12 protein-coding genes and 1 pseudogene are annotated in these 15990 nt (G+C 68.9%); 7 read left to right on the forward strand and 6 right to left on the reverse strand.

Going from position 1 to position 15990, the window contains the following annotated elements; translation table 11 throughout:
* Positions 1–48: 48 nt before the first annotated feature.
* From M4D54_RS12335 to M4D54_RS12345, 3 genes and pseudogenes are all read left to right on the forward strand, one after another.
* On the forward strand, positions 49–678 hold the full coding sequence (locus M4D54_RS12335) for an alanine:cation symporter family protein (protein WP_228018497.1): 630 nt from the start codon (positions 49–51) through the stop codon (positions 676–678).
* Positions 618–761 (forward strand): annotated as a pseudogene (locus M4D54_RS12340) (alanine:cation symporter family protein); the annotation flags it as partial. The gene M4D54_RS12335 and the pseudogene M4D54_RS12340, both read left to right, overlap by 61 nt.
* Positions 762–850: 89 nt before the next feature.
* Positions 851–1216 (forward strand): hypothetical protein, encoded by a 366-nt coding sequence (locus M4D54_RS12345; RefSeq protein ID WP_228018499.1) that lies wholly within the window; start codon positions 851–853, stop codon positions 1214–1216.
* Positions 1217–1273: 57 nt separating this feature from the next.
* On the opposite strand, the gene M4D54_RS12350 is transcribed toward M4D54_RS12345, so the two are convergent.
* Positions 1274–1747, reverse strand: a complete 474-nt coding sequence (locus M4D54_RS12350) for a hypothetical protein (protein WP_259891848.1) — start codon at positions 1745–1747, stop codon at positions 1274–1276.
* Positions 1748–2560: 813 nt separating this feature from the next.
* Here M4D54_RS12350 and ilvD point away from each other — a divergent pair.
* Positions 2561–4393, forward strand: a complete 1833-nt coding sequence (gene ilvD, locus M4D54_RS12355; protein ID WP_193864832.1) for a dihydroxy-acid dehydratase — start codon at positions 2561–2563, stop codon at positions 4391–4393.
* A gap of 46 nt (positions 4394–4439) precedes the next feature.
* Here ilvD and M4D54_RS12360 read toward each other — a convergent pair whose 3' ends face one another.
* The 5 genes from M4D54_RS12360 to nirB form a co-directional block, all read right to left on the reverse strand.
* Positions 4440–4640 carry a YbdD/YjiX family protein gene (locus M4D54_RS12360; protein ID WP_193864833.1) on the reverse strand — a complete coding sequence of 67 codons (201 nt, stop codon included), beginning with the start codon at positions 4638–4640 and terminating at the stop codon, positions 4440–4442.
* A 5-nt stretch (positions 4641–4645) separates the two neighbouring features.
* Positions 4646–6946, reverse strand: coding sequence for a carbon starvation CstA family protein (locus tag M4D54_RS12365; RefSeq protein ID WP_193864834.1), 2301 nt, complete (start codon positions 6944–6946; stop codon positions 4646–4648).
* Between the two features lie 447 nt (positions 6947–7393).
* Positions 7394–9022, reverse strand: coding sequence for a uroporphyrinogen-III C-methyltransferase (cobA, locus tag M4D54_RS12370; protein WP_228018501.1), 1629 nt, complete (start codon positions 9020–9022; stop codon positions 7394–7396).
* A complete protein-coding gene (locus M4D54_RS12375) occupies positions 9019–9447 on the reverse strand; it encodes a nitrite reductase (NAD(P)H) small subunit (RefSeq protein WP_193864835.1) in 429 nt (142 codons plus the stop codon). The genes cobA and M4D54_RS12375 overlap by 4 nt, the downstream gene beginning before the upstream one ends.
* 13 nt (positions 9448–9460) lie before the next feature.
* Positions 9461–12148, reverse strand: coding sequence for a nitrite reductase large subunit NirB (nirB, locus tag M4D54_RS12380; protein ID WP_193864836.1), 2688 nt, complete (start codon positions 12146–12148; stop codon positions 9461–9463).
* A 317-nt stretch (positions 12149–12465) separates the two neighbouring features.
* On the opposite strand from nirB, the gene M4D54_RS12385 reads away from it, so the two are divergent.
* From M4D54_RS12385 to ilvC, 3 genes are all read left to right on the forward strand, one after another.
* On the forward strand, positions 12466–14223 hold the full coding sequence (locus M4D54_RS12385; RefSeq protein WP_259891854.1) for an acetolactate synthase large subunit: 1758 nt from the start codon (positions 12466–12468) through the stop codon (positions 14221–14223).
* Between the two features lie 2 nt (positions 14224–14225).
* A complete protein-coding gene (gene ilvN / locus M4D54_RS12390; RefSeq protein WP_193864837.1) occupies positions 14226–14762 on the forward strand; it encodes an acetolactate synthase small subunit in 537 nt (178 codons plus the stop codon).
* 140 nt (positions 14763–14902) lie between these two features.
* Positions 14903–15934 (forward strand): ketol-acid reductoisomerase, encoded by a 1032-nt coding sequence (gene ilvC, locus M4D54_RS12395; protein WP_311199710.1) that lies wholly within the window; start codon positions 14903–14905, stop codon positions 15932–15934.
* Positions 15935–15990 lie beyond the last annotated feature (56 nt).

Consider the following 15990-nt stretch of genomic DNA (forward strand, 5'->3'; position numbering starts at 1 on the left):
TGGGGGGTCCGGCCCCGTCCGTGTCCACGACGCGGAGGGGATGGGGCCATGCCGAACATCGACGAGCTGATCGAGAGGTTCATGGGCCCGGCCGCCGACGTGATGAGCGCGGTCGTCTTCTTCGAGATCCCCCTCTTCGGCGGGCTGCCGATCATCGTGCTGTGGCTCGCGATCGGCGCGCTGTTCATGACGGTGTGGCTGCGCTTCCAGCCGATCAACGGATTCCGGGCGTCCATGCAGGTGATCCGAGGGAAGTTCAGCGCCCGGACCGACCCCGGTGAGGTCTCCAGCTTCCAGGCACTGGCCACTGAGCTGTCCGGCACCGTGGGCCTGGGCAACATCGCCGGCGTGGCGGTGGCCGTGTCCCTGGGCGGCCCGGGCGCGGCGCTGTGGATCGCGGCCTTCGGCGTCCTGGGCATGAGCATGAAGATGGCCGAGGCCACGCTGGGGTCGAAGTTCCGGGAAATCCGCGAGGACGGCAGCATCCAGGGTGGCCCCATGGTCTACCTGCGCGACGGCCTCGCCTCCATCGGCTACCGCCGCCTGGGCGTCGTGCTGGGCTCGGCGTACGCCGTGTTCACCGTGCTGGGCGCCTTCGGCTGCTGCTCACCCTGGCAGTGGCACTCTTCGGCTACTCCACCCTGCTGGCCTACGCCTACTACGGTGAGCAGGCACTGACGTACCTCTTCGGCTACAAGAAGTCGATCATCTACACCTTCCGCGTGCTGTGGATCGTCGGTGCAGTGATCGGTTCGGCCGCCTCCCTCGACGCCGTGATCGCCTTCGGCGATGCGTCGTTCTTCCTGATGGCGGTCCCAACATCCTGGGCATCTACTTCCTGGCGAAGGTGGTGCGCCTGGAGATCTTCGGGTTCAACCGCCGTCTGTGTGCCGGGTCCATCGAAGCGGTCGAGGACGAGGACCTGCGGGTCGGGCTGGTCTCGGAGGACCCGACCCCGGCGCAGACGCAGCGAGCGGAGAAGGAGGAGCGCGCGGAGAAGGAGCGCCTGCGCACCCTGCACCGCACGCTCTCGGACGACCCGGACTTCCCGGTGCGCGCCGCCCACCACGGAGACGACCTCGCCTCACCGATGGGCACCCCCGATGAGCCGATCCCGGACACCGGACAGTTCCTGGCGGTCGAGGAGCGGCGCAGCGAGGGCGATGGGGGAGCGGGGAGTGGGCCCGCCGGCGGTGGATCGCACCGCGCCGACTGAGGCACAGGTGAGGAGGGCCTGGACCTTCGCCCTGTCCGTTCGTCCAGTTCGCAGGCGTCAGCGAGTGGTACGGGCGGCTGCGACCACGACGTCGGTGCCGTCGGACGAGATCAGCACCGTGTAGGTGGCGTTCGGATCCCTGGGGTTGGAGCCGCTTTCCCAGCGCATTCCCGTGTGCACCTCCTCCGGCGCTATGCGCGGGGAGATGGGGGCCCCGTCCTCACTGACGGGGAGGCCGTTCGTACCTTCCCCGAAGGCATCGGCCATCCACGTCTGCACCGTCTCGGCGCTGCCCGTGAAGGTGACTCGCAGACTCCATTCGAGGAGTTCGGTGTTGACGATTCCTTCGCTGAGAGTCAGTTCTGCGTCGGGGACAGGCAGGCCCACAGCGGTGAGTGCTTCTTCAGGAGTACTGGGCTTGCTTGTCATAGCCGTAGTCTTCTCATTCTTCGGATCGGAAATGCTGCAGGCCGTCAGCAGTGACGGTGGAACCAAGCTCAGAGCCCCGATGAGGGCGATTCGACGTCTCATGGCCCTGTCGTCCTTCTTGCGGTCGATCCGTGAAGAAGGACCTCCCACGCGTGGTCGGCAATAGTTGCATCCTCACTGGACCAGTCGCCGGCGCCGGGATCAACAGGATGCCATTCCGTCATCCCCGGGTCATTTGCAGTTGTGCCTGGCACTGGGTCGCCGAGACCGTCAGGGAGTCCGGATCCCAGTGGCCCGTCGGGGGGCCCGACTTCACTTCCATCGCCACGACGGTCATGCGCACGACCACCCTCGCGCCCCGCCCTGCTCGGTGCCTCCGGTCTTGGTGAAGCCGGGGGAGGGAGATGGGTCTGCACGCCCACGGGGTCAGAGGCCGCAGAGGCGCCGTCCTGTTCATCCGCATGAGCATCGGCTTCGCCGGCCAGGGTGCTGAACCTGGACGTCACGTCGATGAGGACAGGGAGAACGTCGGTGCGGACCGCGATTCGGAAGCTGTCACCGTCTGGCCCTTTCCAGATCGGGTCGCATTGGGCTGCCGGCTCCAGAATCGATCGAGTTCGCTCCAGCGCCTCTTGCCGGTCACGGAGGAGTTGAGCGAAGCGTCGAACGGCTTCCGGGTCGCTCCCCAGAAATGACGACATGCCCCGGACTTCCTCCTGGCGATCTCTACGTCGTAGAAGAATAGGGCTGCGGCCGTACGGTGTCGATGGGGAGAACTTCCCTGCGGGAAGAGACGGCGGGCACGCGTCCCGCAGTCCCGCGCGCCTCCGACAGGCCGGCATGTCAACCGACGACCGCGTGTCCACATCGTGAGCCTCACATCTCGCATCGTGGCGGCGGCGTAGACTGCCCCCCATGCCTCAGCTCCGCTCCCGCACCTCGACCCACGGCCGCAACATGGCGGGCGCGCGTGCCCTCTGGCGCGCCACCGGCATGGAGACCTCGGACTTCGGCAAGCCGATCATCGCGATCGCCAACTCCTACACCCAGTTCGTGCCCGGCCACGTGCACCTGAAGAACATGGGCGACCTGGTGGCCTCCGCCGTCAAGGAGGCCGGAGGCGTCGCCAAGGAGTTCAACACCATCGCGGTGGACGACGGCATCGCCATGGGCCACGGCGGCATGCTCTACTCGCTGCCCAGCCGCGACGTGATCGCGGACTCCATCGAGTACATGGTCAACGCCCACACCGCCGATGCGCTGGTGTGCATCTCCAACTGCGACAAGATCACCCCCGGCCATCTGATGGCCGCCATGCGCCTGAACATCCCGGTGGTGTTCGTCTCCGGCGGGCCGATGGAGTCGGGTGAGCCCGTGGACGGCGTGGTCGAGCACCGCCTGGACCTGATCGATGCGATCGTGCAGAGCGCGGACGACACCGTCACCGACGCCCAGCTTGCCGACATCGAGGAGAACGCCTGCCCCACCTGCGGCTCCTGCTCCGGCATGTTCACTGCGAACTCGATGAACTGCCTCACCGAGGCGCTGGGCCTGTCCCTGCCCGGCAACGGCACCACCCTGGCCACCCATGCCTTCCGCAAGGAGCTGTTCCTCGAGGCGGGGCGGAAGATCGTCGAGCTCGCCAAGCGCTACTACGAGCAGGACGACGAGTCCGTGCTGCCTCGCAGCATCGCTACCAAGGCCGCGTTCTGCAACGCCATGAGCCTGGACGTGGCGATGGGCGGCTCCACCAACACCGTGCTGCACATCCTGGCCACGGCCATCGAGGGCGAGGTCGACTTCACCCTCGAGGACATCGACCGCATCTCCCGCACCGTGCCGTGCCTGTCCAAGGTGGCGCCCAACGGCACCGCCCACGTGGAGGACGTCCACCGCGCCGGCGGCATCCCCGCCATCCTGGGCGAGCTGGACCGAGCCGGACTGCTGGACCACACCGTCCACTCCGTGCACTCCCCGGACCTGCAGTCCTGGCTGAAGGACTGGGACATCCGCGGCGGGTCGCCCACCGAGAAGGCCAACGCCCTGTTCCATGCGGCGCCCGGCGGCGTGCGCACCACCCAGGCGTTCTCCTCCACCAACACCTACAAGGAGCTGGACACCGATTCCGAGGGCGGTGTGATCCGCGCCGTGCCCCACGCCCACACCAAGGACGGCGGCCTGTGCGTGCTCACCGGCAACCTCGCCGCCGAGGGCAGCGTGATCAAGACCGCCGGCATCACCGAGGACCTGTTCCACTTCGAGGGCACCGCGGTGGTATGCGAGTCCCAGGAGGAGGCCGTCCAGAAGATCCTGGACAAGACCGTCAAGGCCGGCCACGTCGTGGTGATCCGCTACGAGGGCCCCCAGGGCGGCCCCGGTATGCAGGAGATGCTCTACCCCACCTCCTTCCTCAAGGGCCGGGGCCTGGGCCGCGACTGCGCACTGATCACCGACGGCCGCTTCTCCGGCGGCACCAGCGGCGTCTCCATCGGCCACATCTCCCCGGAGGCCGCCGAGGGCGGCATCATCGGACTGGTCGAGGACGGCGACCGCATCGTCATCGACGTGGACAAGCGCTCCTTGAGCCTGGAGGTGGACGACGCCGAGCTCGAGCGTCGCCGCCAGAAGAAGGGCGAGCTGCCCTGGCGTCCCGTCAGCCGCGACCGCAAGATCACCCAGGCGCTCAAGGTGTACGCGCACCTGGTGCGCTCAGCCACCTACGGCGCGACCCGTCGGCCCCTGGACTGATCACGGCTTCGACTAAGCGGCCGCCGCGCTGACTGCCCGATGCCGGTCAGCAGCAGCGGCTCCCAGGGTTCGCGTCCTGCTCGGCGTACCGCTGGCGCCAGAACTCCCGCTCGCTCAGGGGAGCGTGGGCACAGCCGGTGATCTCGTGGTGGCGAAGATAGTGATCGTAGGCATCCGAGCCGAGCACCCCGCGGGCGATGCGGCACGCACTGGCCAGCATCGACCGCAGGGTGCTTGTGAGGGCCATGACGCTCAGTGCCCCCCGCCTCGGGTCGAGAAGTCCTTCTCGGGGTGACGGCTCAGCCACTGCGCCCACTGCGCCTGCAGTGCCTTCTCCGATGGTGAGGCACCCAGGCCGGAGGGAGCGTAGTACACCGACTCCACCGGCTCCTCCTCCGTGTTCAGCAGGTTCTGGCCCCGCAGGGCCTGGATGGTGCGCCACACGGCCACGATCATCACGATCAGGGCGCACACCACGAACAGGATCGACAGCGAGCCCTGCACAGCCGTGTTGAACACCACCGTCTGCATCTCCTCGACACTGCCAGCCAGCCCCAGGGAGGTCTCACCGTTGGCCAGTGCCTCTTTGAACATCTGGTGATTGGCCCAGTACCCGATAGCCGGGACGGGCGAGAAGATCTTCAGGTATGAGCCGTACACTGTGATCACGGCCGTGAACAGCATCGGCACCGCAATGATCAGCAGGGTCCACCGTCGGCCCTTGCGGGCGAACACGACCAGGCAGATCGACAGGGCGATGGCCGCGAGCAACTGGTTGGCGATACCGAACAGCGGAAACAGGGTGTTGATTCCGCCCAGGGGATCATTGACGCCCATCACCAGGATGGACCCCCAACCGGCCACCATCACCGCGGTGGTGATCCACGCACCCGCCGTCCACTTCGGGTCGCGGAAGCGCTGGTACACGTTGCCGAGCACGTCCGAGAGCATGAAGCGGGCCACTCGGGTACCGGCATCCACCGCCGTCAGGATGAACAGCGCCTCGAACATGATGGCGAAGTGGTACCAGAACGCCATCATGGCGTCCCCGCCGATCACCCGCTTCATGATGCCCGCCAGACCGAGCGCCAAGGTGGGAGCGCCACCGGTGCGCGAGACGATGGAGTGCTCGCCCACTTGCTGCGCGGTGTGCTCCAGCACCTCGGGTTCGACGGACACCCCGGTCAGGCCGAGCGAACTGATGAACTGGGCCGCGCCCTCAGCGGTGCCGCCCGTGGCCGCGAACGACGAGTTCATGGCGAAGTAGATGCCGCGGTCGATGGAGGCGGCGGCCACCAGCGCCATGATCGCCACGAACGATTCCATCAACATGCCGCCGTACCCGATCATCCGGGTCTGGCTCTCCTTCTCCACCAGTTTCGGGGTGGTGCCCGAGGAGATGAGCGCATGGAACCCGGACAGTGCACCGCAGGCGATGGTCACGAAGAGGAACGGGAACAGCGGCCCGGCGAACACGGGGCCGTCGGCCCGGGAGGCGTACTCGGACAGCGGCGGAGCCTGGAGCGCGGGCCGCACCAGGACGATGGCCAGCGCGAGCATCACGATCACGCCCACCTTCATGAAGGTGGAGAGGTAGTCGCGCGGCGCCAGCAGCACCCACACCGGCAGCACCGCGGCCAGGAAGCCGTACCCGATGATCATCCATGCCAGCACGGGGCGGTCGATGTGGAAGAGGGTCTGGCCCCAGTCGCTCTCGGATACCCAGCGGCCGCCGATAATGGCCGCCAGCAGCATCGCGCACCCAATAGCGGAGACCTCCATGACCTTCCCGGGGCGGATGAACCGCAGATAGAAGCCCATGAACAGGGCGATGGGAATGGTCAGGCCCACCGAGAACACGCCCCAGGCGCTCTCCCCGAGGGCATTGACCACCACCATCGCCAGAATGGCGACGATGATCAGCATGATGCTCAGCGTGGCCACGAAGGCCGCGATACCGCCGACCAGGCCCAGTTCGTCGCGGGCCATCTGCCCTAGGGAGCGGCCGTGACGACGGGTGGAGATCGCCAGCACCAGGTAGTCCTGGACAGCACCGGCCAGGATCACCCCGACGATGATCCAGATCGTTCCGGGAAGGTAGCCCATCTGGGCCGCCAGCACCGGCCCCACCAGGGGGCCCGCACCAGCAATGGCCGCGAAGTGGTGTCCGTACAGCACCCGGCGATCGGTGGGAACGTAGTCCTTGCCGTCATAGGCGTACTCGGCGGGGGTGGCGCGGCGGTCATCGGGCCGCACCAAGTTGTCCTGGATGTACTTGGAGTAGAACCGGTAGCCGATCAGGTAGGTGCACACGGAGGCGAACACGAACCAGATCCCGTTGACGTGCTCGCCGCGCACCAGGGCCAGCATCACCCATCCCAGGCCGCCCAGCAGCGCGATGGTCGCCCAGATGGCGATCTTCGCGGGTGTCCAGCGGTGGTCGCGGGCATAGTCCTCGGCGGGCAGCGCTGTGGGTGGGTGGGGATCGGTGAGGGCGGCGGACCCGTTGCGGTCGACCGCCTCGGGTTCCTCGGGCTGGGCGTTGTGGCTCATAGCGGCTACCGTTCTTTCGCAGCGGGGAGCGAGAGGGGGTGCCGTTACCGTAAGCCCGTTCCCAGGTGATTCCAAGGTCCTTGGTCCCCTGCCGCTGCCGGGACGGAACGCGCTGTTCGCGGTGGTGCACGGTGGGTGCGCAGCCCGGTGCCGGACTCAGCAGAAAGAACGCCCCCGTGCCGAGGGTCTGCTGCACGGATAGGCGACAACCGGTCTGCCCAGCCCGTGGGGTTGGACTGGAGGGATGTTCACCGTGTCCAAGCCGTACCCCAAGGAGTCCCGTGACGACGTTGTGCGGGTCGCAACTCCGCTCTGGTGGCAGTCTCCGCCCCGCTCCTGGGCCGTGACGCCGCCCAGGCCACCCTGCTCGGGGCTCACCGGGGGCTTTTCGGGGCAGTCAGCGGCACGCATGATGGACCGTCAGTGCCTGCGTCCGCCGTGATCCGGTCAGTCTCCGACCGCCGCCCGGTACCGGTCCGCGATGACCTCGGCCACCAACGGATGCGTGCCCAAAGGCCGCGCCACCACATCGGCCCCGGACGCCTCCAGTTTCTTCTGGAAGTGTCCCGGTGCCAGCATGTAGGACGCCACCACCACGCGCTCGGCCCCGGCCTGGCGGGCCTGCCGCACCACGGTGGCCACATCCGGCGCGGAGGCCGCCACGTAGCCCAACCCGACCTCGGTTTCCAGAGCGCCCGCGAGCAGGTCACGCATCTGCTCGACCATCGCCACCCCGTCCGGGTCGCTGGTTCCAGCCGCCGCCATCACCACGGTGTCGCCCTTGCTCAGGCCCGCCTCCCGCAGGCGTTCGACCATCACGGTGGCCAGGCGCTCATCCGGGCCCAGCGGCGCGGTCGCCACGGCGGTGCGTCCGCGCACCGCCCCGCCGATGTCCTTGCGCACGTGGTAGCCCGTGGACAGCAGCACCGGCACCACCACCGCTGAGACCGGGGCATCGAGACGGGTGGCATCGGAGGGGCCGGCATGGGCGGCCACCGCATCCTCGATCGCCGGGGCCTGGATGTCCACGAAGGACTCCCGCACCGGGGCATCGACCAGCTCCGCGGCCATCACCAGCAGTTCGCGGATCACGTCGCGGCCCGCCCGGAAGCGGGTGCCGTGGGCGCAGCCGATCAGCACCGGGGAGCGGCCGGGGGCGTCCCCGCCCTGCGCGTCGCCCGCGGAGAACGGGTGCTCCGCCTGCTCCTGCGGGGCGGTGAGGTTGTCGCGGCCCGCGCCGCGACCGGTCTCCTGCGGCTCGGGGGGAGCCAGGAAGCCCTCGGCGGCGGTGCCGCCCACCGCGATCACGGCGGGCGAGGTGATCTGCTCGCGCTCCACGGTCTCCACGATGGTCGCCAGCGTGCCGCGCACGCAACGCTGCTCGAGCATGGTCGCGCTCTGCACGACGGCCACCGGGGTGGCAGGGTCGACACCGTTGAGTGTCGCCTGGGCCACCAGGCGCGGCAGCCATTCCACGCCCATCATCAGCACCGTGGTGGTGCCGGCGTCCCGCAGCGCGGCCAGATCGGCCGGCCCCAGGTCGCCGTGGGCGTTGACCACGTGGAGGGCGACGGCGGTGCCGCGGTGTGTGACGGGGACGTCGCCCGCGGCGGGCCCCGCGATCGAGGAGCTCACCCCGGGCACCACCTGGACGTCGATGCCGGCGGCACGGCAGGCCAGCACCTCCTCGCCGCCCCGGCCCAGCAGGAAAGGGTCCCCGCCCTTGAGCCGCACCACGCGCTTGCCCGCGCGGGCCCGCTCCACCAGCACCTGCTCGATCTCCGCCTGGGGGATCGAGGCCACGCCGGGGGTCTTGCCCACGGGGATGATCTCGACGTGCTCGTCGAGCAGCTCGGTCAGGCCCGCGGGGCCCAGACGGTCCACCACCACCACGTCGGCCTGGCGCAGCAGCGCCAGCCCGCGCACGGTGATCAGGTCCAGGGCCCCCGGCCCGCCTCCCACCAGGGCCACCGTTCCCGGCTCGAGGCGCGTGGTGGACAGGGCACTTGCGTCGAGGGGATCGGAGCCCGGGCGGGCGGGGGAGCCGGGAGCGGTGTCGGAGCCGCCCGCCATCATGAACCGGCGGCCAGCCGGGGCGAGGTGGCCACGTGAAGCTTCCCGTCCCGGATCTCGGCGTCGTACACGGCGATCGGCTGCGGCTCCCCACCCCCGGCATCCAGCACCTCGCCGGTGCTCAGGTTCCAGGCCTGCTTGTACATCGGGGAGGCGATCGTGGGCACGATCGTCCCGGGCTCCTCGCCCTCGCCCGGCACCAGGTGGGAGCCCACCAGTCCGCGAGAGAGGATCTGTGTGCCCGAGTACGGATCCAGCTGCTGGATCGCGTGCACGCTGCCGTCCTCCAGCAGGAACACGCCGATCTGGGTGCCGTCAGGCAGCAGTGCGGCGGCGCCGCGCTCCACGGTCAGGGCATCCACGGAGCAGATCTCGATCATCTCGCCGGCGGTGCCGGCCGAGGTGTCCACGGTGGCGTCGGTGTTCATCGCTGCTGGCTCCTCAGCTCTTCTGGGTGGGGTCGTAGCCGGAGGGCTCGGCGGTCCCCGGCGTGGCCATGGCGTGCTGGCGGGCTGCCAGCGGGGTCGGGTAGGTCTCGGTCTCGCCCTCGGCCGCCGGCCTGGCCTGCCCGCGCTCGAGCACGTACCTCAGTCCCGGGTCGGACTTCTCCGGGGCGTTGACGAAGGAGACGAACTTCGCGCGGCGCTCCGGGTCGTACACGGCCTCGGCCCACTCGTCCACGTAGGAGTCGGCGTGCTTCTGCATGGACTCCTCCAGCTGCTCGCCGATGCCCAGCGAGTCGTCCACGATGATGCGGCGCAGCTCCTCGATGCCGCCCGGGAACTCCTCCACCCAGCGCGCCGTGCGCTGCAGCTTGTCCGCCTCACGGATGTACAGCATCAGGAAGCGGTCGATGCACTTGACCAGGTTGGTGTCGTCCAGGTCCTCGACCAGCAGCTTGCCGTGGGCGGGCTGGGCGCCCCCGTTGCCGCCCACGAACAGGTTCCAGCCCTTCGTCGTCGCAATCACGCCGACGTCCTTGGCCTGGGCCTCGGCGCACTCGCGCGCACAGCCCGAGACGCTGATCTTGAGCTTGTGCGGCGAGCGCAGGCCGCGATAGCGCTTCTCCAGCGCCACGGCCATGGTGGTGGAGTCCTGCACCCCGAACCGGCACCAGTTGGTGCCCAGGCAGGCCTTGACCATGCGCAGGGACTTGCCGTAGGCGTGGCCGGACTGGAAACCGGCGTCCACCAGGCGCTTCCAGATCTCCGGCAGCTGCTCCAGGCGCGCACCGAACATGCCGATGCGCTGGGCGCCGTTGAGCTTCACGTACAGGCCGTAGTCCTTCGCCACCTGAGCGATCACCATCAGGCCCTCGGGGGTGACCTCGCCGGCAGGCATCGCCGGGATCACGGAGTAGGTGCCGTCCTTCTGGATGTTCGCCATCACGAAGTCGTTGGTGTCCTGCAGGGAGCCCAGCTGACGACCCACCGGGTTATGTCGGGAGCCGGTGATCGCGCCCAGGGTGGACAGGATCGAGGCCACCACCGGGCGGCACACCGCACAGCCGCGGCCGGTGCCGTAGGCGGCGACCACCTCGGTGAAGGTCTGCTGGCCGCCCTCCTCCACGAGCTTGAACAGCTCGGCGCGGGAGTACGCGAAGTGCTCGCACAGCCCCTTGGAGACCGTGATGCCGGACTTCTCCAGCTCCTTGTTGAGGATCTTCGTCAGCAGCGGCACGCAGGAGCCGCACACCGTGCCGGCCTTGGTGCACTCCTTGACCTGGCCGATGGTGTGGCAGCCCTGCTCGGTGACGGCGGCGCGCACGGTGCCGGCGGCGACGTTGTTGCAGGAGCACACCACGGCGTCGTCAGGCAGCTCGGTGTCGGGCATGGCGCCGGCGCCGGCCGGGGCGATCAGGGCCGACGGGTCCGCCCCGAGTGCCCGGCCCACCAGGGGCCGCAGCGAGGAGTACAGCTCGATGTCGCCGATGAACACGCCGCCCAGCAGGGTCTTGGCGTCGTCGCTGACCACGAGCTTGCGGTACTGGCGCTTGAACGGGTCGATGAAGGTGACGTCCAGGGCGCCCGGGGTGAGGCCGTTGACGTCGCCGAAGGCGGCCGCCTCCACGCCCACTCCCTTGAGCTTGGTGCCCTCCACCGAGCGCTCATGGGTGCGCTTGCCACCCAGGAAGCTGTCCACGACCACGTCGGCCATGTCGTTGCCGGGGGCCACCAGGCCCGCGCACACGCCGTTGAAGGAGGCGCACTCGCCGATCGCCCAGATGATCTCGTCGGAGGTCTGGCAGGTCTCGCCCACCACCACGCCGCCGCGTTCGCCGATCGCCAGGCCGGCCTCGCGGGCCACCTTGTCGCGGGGGCGGATGCCGGTGGAGAACACCACGATGTCGGCGGGCAGCTCGGAGTCGTCGGTGAGGTGGGCGGTGCCCATGGCGCCGTCGGCCGCGGGAGAGAAGCGTGCCGCCCCTACGCCGGTGCGCACACCGATGCCGAGATCCTCGATCAGCAGGCGCAGCATCTCGCCGCCGCCCTGGTCCAGCTGGACGGCCATGAGACGGTCCGCGAACTCCACGACGGTGGTGTCGACCGCCATGCCCTTCAGCGCGGCCGCGGCCTCCAGGCCCAGCACCCCGCCGCCGACCACCACACCGCGCAGCGGGCGCCCCACCTTCTCGGAGCGCAGGGTGACCCACTCGGCCATCCGCTCGACGTCCTCCACCGTGCGGTAGGAGAAGGTGCCGGGCAGGTCGTTGCCCTCGGCGCGGGGCGACCATGCCCAGGAGCCGGTGGCCAGCACCAGGCGGTCGTAGGCGTGCACGGTGCCGCTGGCGGTGGTGACCGTCTGCGCATCGCGGTCCAGGGCGGTCACGGCGTCGCCGGTGACCAGGGTGATGCGGGGATCGTCCCAGACCGTGGGGTCCAGGGTGAGCAGGTCCGCGTTGCGGCTGGAGAACCAGTTCGACAGGTGCACGCGGTCGTACGGCTGCTGGGGCTCCTCACCGATCATGGTGAGCTCCCAGCTGCCGTCGGGGTCCTGGGCCCGCAGCCGGGAGACGAATCGATGGCCGGTCATGCCGCCGCCGACGACGACGATCCGTTCGCCGTCCAGGGGTGGGGTCGTGGTGGTGTCCTCGGCCGTGGTCAGGGGGGAGTGTCCGGGGGCGGTCATCTGTGGTCACACGTCTCTCTGCGAGGGGCTGCGTCCGACCAGACTAAGGGAGAGCGCGAGGCGGGGCGGGACTTTTCTACCGCCCGCCGGCGGGCTCGCAGCTGATAAGCGGCGATGCGGTACGACCTGGGCCGATACGGGGGCGTCCGAATGGTGGACGGCTGGTCCGCCGTACGACGGGCGGGGGGCTATGGTGTCCGCATGCAGACGATCCTTCTCGTAATCACCGAGCGCGGCTGACGCCCGTTCGTCCCCACGAGACGTCCCGCGCCCCTCAGAGCCACAGGCCGAGGGGCTTTTTCTTTGAAGGAGTTCCGATGACACCTCAGCACCTCACCGGCGCACAGGCACTGGTGCAGTCCCTCGAGCACGCCGGGGCCGAGGTCGTCTTCGGCCTTCCCGGCGGGGCGATCCTGCCCACCTACGACCCGCTGATGGATGCGCAGAAGCTGCGTCACGTGCTGGTGCGCCATGAGCAGGGCGCCGGCCACGCTGCCAGCGGGTACGCCCATGCCACAGGGAGGGTGGGGGTGTGCCTGGCCACGTCCGGGCCGGGTGCCACCAACCTCATCACCCCCATCGCCGACGCCCAGATGGACTCGATCCCGATGGTCGCCATCACCGGGCAGGTCGGCTCCTCCTTCATCGGGACCGACGCGTTCCAGGAGGCGGACATCGTGGGCATGACGATGCCGGTGACCAAGCACAACTTCCTGGTCAAGGACGCCGCCGAGATCCCGCGCGTGATCAAGCAGGCCTTCCACATCGCCTCCACCGGCCGCCCCGGTGCGGTGCTGGTGGACGTCACCAAGGACGCCCAGCAGGCCACCGCGGACTTCGTGTGGCCCGAGACCCTGGACCTGCCCGGCTACCGACCCGAGCCCCGCCCCCACAACAAGCAGATCCGCGAGGCGGTCTCCCTGCTCATGCAGTCCCGCCGACCGGTGTTCCTGCTGGGCGGCGGCGTGATCCGCGGCCGTGCCTCCCAGCAGGTCACCGAGCTGATCGACACCAGCGGCGCACCGTTCGTCACCACCCTGATGGGCCGCGGCGCCCTGCCGGACTCGCATCCCAGCCACCTGGGCATGCCCGGCATGCACGGCACCGTCGCGGCGGTCTCCGCGCTGCAGCGGGCGGATCTGATCGTGGCCATCGGTGCGCGCTTCGACGACCGCGTGACCGGTCGCCTGGACTCCTTCGCGCCGAACGCGACGATCGTCCATGCCGATATCGACCCTGCGGAGATCTCCAAGAACCGCACCGCCGACGTCCCGATCGTGGGCCAGGCCGCCGAGGTGGCCACCGCGCTGACAGCAGAGCTGCGTGAGCGCATCGCCGCCGACGACACCCGTGACTACGAGTCCTGGTGGAGCACCCTGTCGATGCTGCGTGACACCTACCCGCTGGGATGGACCGCCACCGCCGACGGTTACACCGCCCCGCAGAAGGTGATCTCCCGGATCGGCGAGATCTCCGGACCGGACTCGATCTACGTGGCGGGCGTGGGCCAGCACCAGATGTGGTCCAGCCAGTTCATCCGCTACGAGAAGCCCAACTCGTGGATCAACTCGGGAGGCCTGGGCACCATGGGCTACTCCGTGCCGGCCGCGATGGGCGCCAAGGTGGGACGGCCCGAGACCACCGTGTGGGCCATCGACGGCGACGGCTGCTTCCAGATGACCAACCAGGAGCTGGCCACCTGCGTCATCAACGACATCCCGATCAAGGTCGCGGTGATCAACAACAGCTCGCTGGGCATGGTGCGGCAGTGGCAGAACCTCTTCTACGACAAGCGGTACTCCCACACCGATCTCAACACCGGGCACGGCACCCGCCGCATCCCCGACTTCGTCAAGCTCGCTGACGCCTATGGTGCGGCCGGACTGCGCTGCGAGAGGGACGAGGACATCGACGCCACCATCGAGCAGGCCATGGAGATCAACGACCGCCCGGTGGTGGTGGACTTCCAGGTCAGCGCCGATGCCATGGTCTGGCCCATGGTGCCCGCCGGCGTCTCCAACGACGAGATCCAGATCGCGCAGGGCATGAGCCCCGAGTGGGAGAGGGACATCTGAGAATGAACGCCACCGAATCCGCCATGCCCGCCGACACCCAGACCCTCTCGGTCCTGGTGGAGAACAAACCGGGCGTCCTCACCCGCGTCGCCGCACTGTTCGCCCGTCGCGGCTACAACATCGCCTCCCTCGCGGTGGGCCCCACCGAGCACCCGGAGATCTCCCGCATCACCGTGGTGGTGGACGTGGCCCAGCACCCCCTGGAGCAGATCACGAAGCAGCTCAACAAGCTGGTCAACGTGCTGAAGATCGTGCAGCTCGAGCCCCGTCAGACGGTGCAGCGCGAACTGATGCTGGTGAAGGTCTTGGCCGACAACACCTCGCGCACCTCGGTGCTGGAGATCGTGCAGATGTTCCGGGCCAAGGTGGTCGACGCCGCCGCGGACGCCGTGACGATCGAGGCGACCGGTACGCAGGACAAGCTCACCGCCCTGCTGAGCATGCTGGAGCCCTTCGGGATCCGCGAGATCGTGAAGTCCGGCGAAGTGGCCATCGGACGCGGCGGCCGCGCTCTCACCGACAAGAACCTGCTGGGCTGAGCCCGCCTCCCCACCCATCGCGTTCCATCATCTGATATTCCCTCTCAACCTGTAAGACGGCGGGCTGTAGGATGATCCTGCATCTGCCCCGATCAGCGACCCGATCCGGGCCCGCACCATCGACCCAAGGAGCACACACCGTGGCCGACATGTTCTACGACGACGACGCCGATCTCTCGATCATCCAGGGCAGGAAGGTCGCGGTCATCGGTTTCGGCTCCCAGGGCCACGCCCACGCCCTGAGCCTGCGTGACAGCGGGGTAGAGGTGCGCATCGGTCTCAAGGAGGGCTCGAGCTCCCGCGCCAAGGCCGAGGAGCAGGGCCTGGCCGTCGGCACCCCCGCCGAGGTCGCCGACTGGGCCGACGTGGTGATGATCCTGGCGCCGGACCAGTACCAGCGCACCATCTACGACGAGCAGATCAAGGACAAGCTGCGCGAGGGCGATGCCCTGTTCTTCGCCCACGGCTTCAACATCCGCTACGGCTACATCCAGCCCCCGGCGGGTGTGGACGTGGCGATGGTGGCCCCCAAGGGGCCCGGCCACATCGTGCGCCGGGAGTACGTGGCCGGTCGTGGCGTGCCCGTGATCGTCGCGGTCGATGAGGATGCCAGCGGCAGTGCCTGGGACCTCGCCCTCTCCTACGCCAAGGCCATCGGCGGACTGCGCGCGGGCGGTATCCGCACCACCTTCACCGAGGAGACCGAGACCGACCTGTTCGGTGAGCAGGCCGTGCTGTGCGGCGGCATGAGCCACCTGGTCCAGGCCGGGTTCGAGACCCTCACCGAGGCCGGCTATCAGCCCGAGATCGCCTACTTCGAGGTGCTCCACGAGCTCAAGCTGATCGTCGACCTGATGATCGAGGGCGGCATCGCCAAGCAGCGCTGGTCCATCTCCGATACTGCCGAGTTCGGCGACTACGTCTCCGGCCCCCGCGTGGTGGACAGCCGTGTCAAGGAATCCATGAAGGCGGTGCTGACCGACATTCAGGACGGCACCTTCGCCACGCGTTTCATCGAGGACCAGGACAACGGCGCCGAGGAGTTCAAGAAGCTCCGCGCCGAGGAGGCCGAGCACCCGATCGAGAAGGTCGGCAAGGACCTGCGTAAGATGTTCTCCTGGAACAAGGACTCCCAGGATGACGGCTACACCGAGGGCAGCGCCGCGCGCTGACACACCCGATCCCCACCCGGGGGGGGGGGGGGGGGGGGGGGGGGGGGGGGGGGGGG

It is taken from the genome of Brachybacterium sp. p3-SID1565 (genome assembly GCF_025143785.1).
GTDB classification, from domain to species: Bacteria; Actinomycetota; Actinomycetes; order Actinomycetales; family Dermabacteraceae; genus Brachybacterium; species Brachybacterium epidermidis.